This window comes from bacterium, from assembly GCA_040755795.1.
GTDB lineage: Bacteria > UBA9089 > CG2-30-40-21 > CG2-30-40-21 > SBAY01 > JBFLXS01.
This window is the reverse complement of sequence record JBFLXS010000230.1, coordinates 1-6450: the sequence shown is the minus strand read 5'-3', so window position 1 is coordinate 6450 and position 6450 is coordinate 1. Positions and strand designations below refer to the sequence as shown.

At 36.4% G+C, this 6450-nt stretch carries 7 protein-coding genes; 2 read left to right on the top strand and 5 right to left on the bottom strand.

Translation table 11 applies throughout. The features are described 5' to 3' along the window. Positions 1-120: 120 nt before the first annotated feature. Genes AB1414_13485 through hisH form a run of 5 tightly spaced genes read right to left on the bottom strand, consistent with a single transcriptional unit; the run spans position 121 to position 3783 of the window. On the bottom strand, positions 121-465 hold the full coding sequence (locus tag AB1414_13485) for a glycosyltransferase (protein MEW6608434.1): 345 nt from the start codon (positions 463-465) through the stop codon (positions 121-123). 3 nt (positions 466-468) lie between these two features. Beyond that, a complete protein-coding gene (locus tag AB1414_13480) occupies positions 469-1221 on the bottom strand; it encodes a glycosyltransferase (protein ID MEW6608433.1) in 753 nt (250 codons plus the stop codon). Positions 1222-1242: 21 nt separating this feature from the next. After that, a complete protein-coding gene (locus AB1414_13475; protein MEW6608432.1) occupies positions 1243-2382 on the bottom strand; it encodes an N-acetyl sugar amidotransferase in 1140 nt (379 codons plus the stop codon). A 31-nt stretch (positions 2383-2413) separates the two neighbouring features. Further along, the gene (locus AB1414_13470) at positions 2414-3175 is read right to left on the bottom strand and encodes an AglZ/HisF2 family acetamidino modification protein (protein ID MEW6608431.1); all 762 of its coding nucleotides are present in this window, start codon (positions 3173-3175) and stop codon (positions 2414-2416) included. Beyond that, the gene (gene hisH / locus AB1414_13465) at positions 3175-3783 is read right to left on the bottom strand and encodes an imidazole glycerol phosphate synthase subunit HisH (GenBank protein MEW6608430.1); all 609 of its coding nucleotides are present in this window, start codon (positions 3781-3783) and stop codon (positions 3175-3177) included. Before hisH ends, AB1414_13470 begins: the two co-directional genes overlap by 1 nt. Before the next feature lie 357 nt (positions 3784-4140). On the opposite strand from hisH, the gene pseB reads away from it, so the two are divergent. Then, positions 4141-5127 carry a UDP-N-acetylglucosamine 4,6-dehydratase (inverting) gene (pseB, locus tag AB1414_13460; protein MEW6608429.1) on the top strand — a complete coding sequence of 329 codons (987 nt, stop codon included), beginning with the start codon at positions 4141-4143 and terminating at the stop codon, positions 5125-5127. Further along, positions 5124-6305: a UDP-4-amino-4,6-dideoxy-N-acetyl-beta-L-altrosamine transaminase gene (gene pseC, locus AB1414_13455; protein MEW6608428.1), complete on the top strand. Its 1182-nt coding sequence runs from the start codon at positions 5124-5126 to the stop codon at positions 6303-6305. The genes pseB and pseC overlap by 4 nt, the downstream gene beginning before the upstream one ends. Positions 6306-6450 lie beyond the last annotated feature (145 nt).

Genomic DNA, 6450 nt, shown 5'->3' with positions numbered 1-6450 from the left:
TGTTTGTGTCATAAGTTTGTCCTCCTTATTTTAGTTAGTTAATACTTTTTGTATAGTATACCATAAAATCTTTCGCAGGTCAAACTTGACACTTTATCATATCATCTCTGCGGTGAACGGTTACCATAACTTCTTATAAAGTCCGATTAATCTTTCTTCCTCTAATTCCCAGTTATACCTTTCTTCGACTGCCTTTCTGCCATTTTCACCCATTTGTTTTGCCTCATCTGGATGTTCCATAAGGTATTCAATAGCCTGAGCGATATCTCTGGGATTTAATGGATTCACGCAAATGCCACAATTATTCCCTTCAACTATTTCCTTCCATAAAGGGAAATTAGAGGCAATAACAGGAAGCCCACAAGACAGGTATTCAAAGAGTTTATTAGGCATAGCATTTATATGATTTGGCTCGGGCAAAAAGCACACAATGCCAACCTCGGCTTGAGCCATTTTTGCGGGAATATCCTATGGTCTAACCCAGCCCTGATATTCTACCTTTTCAAAGCCTTTCAGACTTCTAACCTGCTCTTCATAAACAGCAGGATAAAATTTACCACAGAGAATAAGTTTTACCTCTCTCTGGATATACTCTAATGACTGAATGACCTGCGAAATTCCACGAATTTCTACCAGACCACCAACATAAATAAGGTTAAAAATGGTGCTATTATCGGTTTTATTCAATAGCGAAAAATTAGATAATACTGGAAAATTTCGCACTGTTACAATCCTTTTATGGTAAGAGAAATTATTAGATATATCATCTGTTGCTGTGACAATAGCATCAAAAGTCCTTGAGATAACCTTCTCTACTTTGTTAACCAGCCAGGCAATAGAGTATTTTGTCCATTCAGGGAGGTATGGTTTGGAAAGTATTTGTTTTGCATAATCTTCATGGACATCGTAAATAATTTTAGCCTTAGTCATCAATTTCAACATTACCCCAACAAACAACAATTCTGGGTTATGGAAGTGATAAACATTGGCTTTTTGTTTCAGTGCTTTAATCAAACACCTGAAGATAAGCAAGCCCATCCTTTCCAGTCTGTTTTTTGGTTTTGGTAATGGGATAATTTTTATCCCGTCAACAGTTTCTTCTTTATCACTTTGAGCAATGAGGACAATATCATATTCTGCCTTCGCCAGACTTTTTGCCTCTTTATGAAATATGCGAACATCAAAAGAAGGATGGACAACTGTTAGAATACAAACTTTCATTAAATTTTTCACCTCTTGTAACTATTTTAGCCATTTATAACGCACTTGCCTCTTTATATCAGATATTAACCTCAAAAGTTGTAAAAGTCTGTAATTAGATGGATAATCCTTAAATGTTTTTTTAGGCATGGTCAGGAATGTTTCAAATTTATCTACGGTTATGCCGAGTTTTTTAGAAACAAATATTTTTTCTTCTTCTATTGCTTTTTCATCACAAAGAGGCCGCTGTAATTCTTTTAATGCTTCGTCTCTGGTCATCTGTCCCGCTAATATAAGACTCGATAAATGGGCTTTTCTTTTATCATATCCAAATCTTACTGGTAAAAAGTATGTTTGAAAAAAATTGGTAAACCTTGATTCTCCATGTTTACAGCCATAATATCTCCAGCCAACTTCCTTTTCTAAGAATTGCATTGCCTCAGATTTTACATAAGGGATGTAATTAAGCGGTCTAACAATTACCATACCTTTTATATATGGGTAATAGAAATAATATTGAAAGAAATTAACCGTTGGAAAGGTTTTAAGTTTAACCTGACCAAAACATTTATGAACTGCCTTTAGATGTTTTAAGTCCATAGCATTATATCCCCATGAAGCGGGCAAAATAGATTCAGTAGCAAGGTTACCTCCCGTGAGGACATATTTAATATTGTATTGAGTGGCGTATTTATATAACATGGCAAAAAATGCGTGGTCTTGTGGGACATCCTGATTTGCTACGCCAGATTTAAAAAAAGCCAGTTGCAAATCCCTCATTTCTTCCCAATCAACCACATAGGTGAACAAGTCTATATCAAGTTTTTTGATAAGATTTTCAATATTTTTTACTGCCAGTTCAGAATTCCAGCCTCCATCCACATGGAAAACAAGCGGTCTTAAACCAAGTATTTTTTTGGCAAAATAGGTAAGATATGAACTATCTACCCCACCACTTATCCCAATTATACAATCGTATTCTTTGTTTTTGCCATAATCTTTTATCTTTTTAACAATCTTCTGAAGTTTTTGATAACCTGATTTATCGCGATGCCAATCAGGTTTTATTTTTTCATCAAAGAAATGGCAAAAACTACACACACCATTTTCATCAAAAGTAATCTCCTGGGCTGTAGTATCCATCACACAGCGTGAACATATTTGATAGTTTCCTTGTTCCATTTATGTTTCCTCTCTGAGATTGGACAGAATACTATACCAATCTTTTTTCCAATTCTTGATATTCAGGATAGGTAATAAGCACCGCCCGATGCTTGCCGTGAAAAACAAACATACTTCCTGCGGCAACTGCTGATGCATTTCCTTTTTTCACCGCATCAACAAAATCATCAATCTTCCCTGCCCCTCCCATAGCTATTACTGGAATAGATAAAACATTTGTAATTTTTGTTATCAAATCAATATCATATCCCCCCTGTGTGCCATCGCGGTCAACGGAGTTAAGTAAAATCTCACCTGCCCCCATCTCCTGAGTTGTGATAGCAAATTCAACCGGGTCAATGTCTGTTATCTTATTTCTGGTATGGTCATAGACCTTATATTTTTCCAAAAAGTTCTTTTTTACATCTATGGTTACGACTATGCTCTGACTGCCAAATATTTCGGATGCCTGTTTTATAAAGTCTATATTTTTCAGGGCAAAAGAGTTTATTGAAATTTTTTCAACTCCAAGGGAAAATATCTTTTGTATATCTTCAAGGCGACTAATTCCACCGCCATAGCACAAAGGCATAAAACACTCACCAACAATATTCTGGAGTATTTCAAAATTCGGGCTTCTGCCAACCTTTGAGGCAATAATATCTAAGAATATTAATTCATCTACCTCTTTTTCATTAAATATTCTTATCGCATTTATGGGGTCACCGACATATTTTGGCTCTTTAAATCTAATCGTTTTTACCAGCCCTTGATTTTGTAAAAGCAGGCACGGAATAACTCTGTTTTTTAACATCATAACTCCACAAAGTTTCGTAATAATGTCATGCCAAATTTATGGCTTTTTTCAGGATGGAATTGAACACCGATGATATTGTCCTTTTGAACGGCTGAAACAAAATTATAACCGTAACAAGTTTCTGCCAGAATATCTAATCTATTATGACAGACTACATGATAAGAGTGGACAAAATAAAATCGTGATTGCTCAAGACCCTTGAACATACAGTTTTCTTTGACTAATTCCACCGTATCCCAGCCCATATGTGGTATTTTCAGGTTGCAGGAAGTGTCAAACTTGAATCTTACTACCTCTGCATCAAGCCAGCCAAGTCCTGATAAAGTTCCTTCCTCACTTCGTTTTGCCAACAATTGCATCCCAAGACAGATACCGAGTATCGGGATTTTTTTATTAAAAATTATTTCGTTTAGAATCGGTATTAATCCTGACTTATTGAGATTTGTCATCCCATTGTCAAAAGCACCAACCCCTGGAAGAATAAGTTTATCTGCCTTTTCAATATCTGGCATTTTTGAGGAACTAATAGCGTTAGCCCCTATTTTTTTGAGCATATTCAGGATAGAACCTGAATTCCCCATACTGTAATCAATTATCACTATCATAATAGTTCAACCTCAACTATTCTGGGGATATTTTACCAGAATTTTTATGCCCTGTCAAGCGAAAGTTTGATGCAGTCGTAAGGCGTCAATCATTTGGGGGATGAACATTAACCTGCGGAGGACAGAGCGATGAAAATAGTAGGCAAGTAGGTAGTAGGTAAGTAGGAAAGGGATAAAGGATGTGCACGGTATTCCTCTTCTGGGGGCAATGTCTCCCCCTTTCCTACTTTCCTACTCTTCTACTTCCTACTTTCAGCAGAATCCCCCATTTCAGTGACGCATTACATTCAATCATTTTATTCTTGACAACCAACATTGTATATGATAAAATTTATTTAGATTATAAGGACGGAGGGAATGAAGTTGGATTTTTCAAATAAGGTTGTTTTAATAACGGGTGGGACGGGTTCATTTGGCAGGAAATTCGTAGAAATTCTCCTTAAAGAGTATAACCCTAAAAAGTTGATTGTCTTTAGCCGAGACGAAATGAAACAATTTGAGATGGCTCAAGAGATTTCCAGTGAGAAAGAGTATGATAATATAAGATATTTTATAGGCGATGTGCGGGATAAGGAGAGATTGCATCGGGCATTTCATGGAGTAGATATTATCGTTCATGCGGCGGCTTTAAAACAGGTTCCAGCGGCTGAATATAACCCATTTGAGGCAGTAAAAACCAATATTATCGGTGCTGAAAATGTTATCAATGCCGCGATAGATCAAAAAGTAGATAAGGTCATTGCTTTAAGTACAGATAAGGCGGCTAATCCCGTTAATCTCTATGGAGCCACTAAACTCTGTGCGGATAAACTCTTTGTGGCTGGAAATGCCTATTCAGGAGATGCAAATACAAAATTTAGTTTGGTCAGGTATGGCAATGTAATCAATAGCAGGGGTAGTGTTATACCTTTATTCAAAGAAAAAAGGAAAACAGGAACAATACCTATTACCGATCAGAGGATGACCCGATTCTGGATTACATTAGAGCAGGGAGTCAGGTTTGTAATTAAATGTATAAGTTTAATGCAGGGAGGAGAGATATTTGTTCCCAAGATTCCCAGTATGAATATTATGGATATAGCTGAGGTAATTGGCCCTGAATGTAAATATGAATTTATAGGTATCCGACCAGGAGAAAAACTTCATGAGGTACTCATTCCAGAGGACGATGCCAGACATACATTAGAATTTGATGATTTCTTTGTTATCCAACCTGAATTTTCTTATGTAACTCACGAAAAGATAGGGGGAGGTAAGCCACTTCCTGATGGATTCAGATATGCCAGCAATACCAATGATAAATGGTTAACAAAGGAAGAACTAAAAAGGATGATTGAGGAATGAAAAAAATTATTCCTTATGGCAGACAGTGGATTGAAGATGATGAGATTAAAGCAGTAGTAGAGGTGCTAAAGTCTGATTGGGTTACTCAAGGATCAAAGGTAGAGGAGTTCGAAAGAAGAATAACAGAGTATTGTGGGGCAAAATTTGCTGTGGTTGTATCCAGTGGAACAGCGGCTCTTCACATTGCTTGTTTATCGGCTGGGATAGAAAAGGATGATGAAGTAATTACTTCACCTATAACCTTTGTTGCCAGTAGTAATTGTGTGTTATACTGCGGCGGACGACCTGTCTTTGCCGATATAGAAGAGGATACAGCGAATATTGCCTCCGGCGAGATAAAGAAAAGGATTGCCTCAAAAACTAAGGCTATAATTCCTGTGCATTTTGCAGGACATCCTTGTGATTTAGAAACGATTGGCAAGATCGATAAGGAACATAATTTAATCATAATCGAAGATGCCTGTCATTCTTTAGGGGCAGAATACAGAAGCCAGAAGTTAGAATGGGTGAAGATTGGAAGTTGTAAGCATTCGGATATGACGGTCTTTAGTTTCCATCCGGTAAAACATATTACCACAGGAGAAGGCGGTGCGGTTTTAACCAACAATGAAGATTTCTACGAAAAACTATTGATGTTTAGAAATCATGGAATTACAAAAGAAAAAACAAGGCTGATAAATAAAAATGAAGGTCTCTGGTATTATGAAATGCAAGAATTGGGTTTTAATTACCGAATTACTGATTTCCAGTGTGCTTTAGGTATTAAACAGTTAGAAAGAGTAGATGATTTTGTTGCCAGAAGAAGAGAGATTGCAGATAAATACAACGAAGCGTTCAAAGATATGGAGGCGATAATTACCCCTTGCGAAAAAGAGAATGTAAAATCTTCTTACCATTTATATGTTATTCAGTTAAAAAAAGGGTTAAATCGAAAAGAAATATTTGATGCCTTGAGGGAGGAAGGAATAGGGGTGCAGGTTCATTATATCCCTGTTCATCTCCAGCCTTATTATCAACAAAACCTGGGATATAAAAAGGGGGATTATCCAAAAGCAGAGGAGTTTTATGAGAGGACATTAAGTCTTCCTTTGTTTCCTAAGATGAGTAACAAAGAGATTGAAAGAGTAATTAGGATTGTCCAAAAAATAATACACAGAGGAAAATATAATCAATGGTAACTATTCAGCATACCAAGCAAGTAGGAAGTAGGAAGAGGGGAAAATACTTCATACTATTTTACTCTTAATTGATTTGATTAAACCTATAACTCGATATTCAAGTTTTTTTAAGATTAAGTGGTTTATCCTTTTTTAACCGCAAAGA

Bases quoted from the DNA above. Each gene is read 5' to 3' on its own strand.
- hisH (MEW6608430.1), bottom strand. From the start codon at position 3,783: ATGATAGTGATAATTGATTACAGTATGGGGAATTCAGGTTCTATCCTG.
- pseC (MEW6608428.1), top strand. From the start codon at position 5,124: ATGAAAAAAATTATTCCTTATGGCAGACAGTGGATTGAAGATGATGAG.
- AB1414_13475 (MEW6608432.1), bottom strand. From the start codon at position 2,382: ATGGAACAAGGAAACTATCAAATATGTTCACGCTGTGTGATGGATACT.
- pseB (MEW6608429.1), top strand. From the start codon at position 4,141: ATGAAGTTGGATTTTTCAAATAAGGTTGTTTTAATAACGGGTGGGACG.
- AB1414_13480 (MEW6608433.1), bottom strand. From the start codon at position 1,221: ATGAAAGTTTGTATTCTAACAGTTGTCCATCCTTCTTTTGATGTTCGC.
- AB1414_13470 (MEW6608431.1), bottom strand. From the start codon at position 3,175: ATGTTAAAAAACAGAGTTATTCCGTGCCTGCTTTTACAAAATCAAGGG.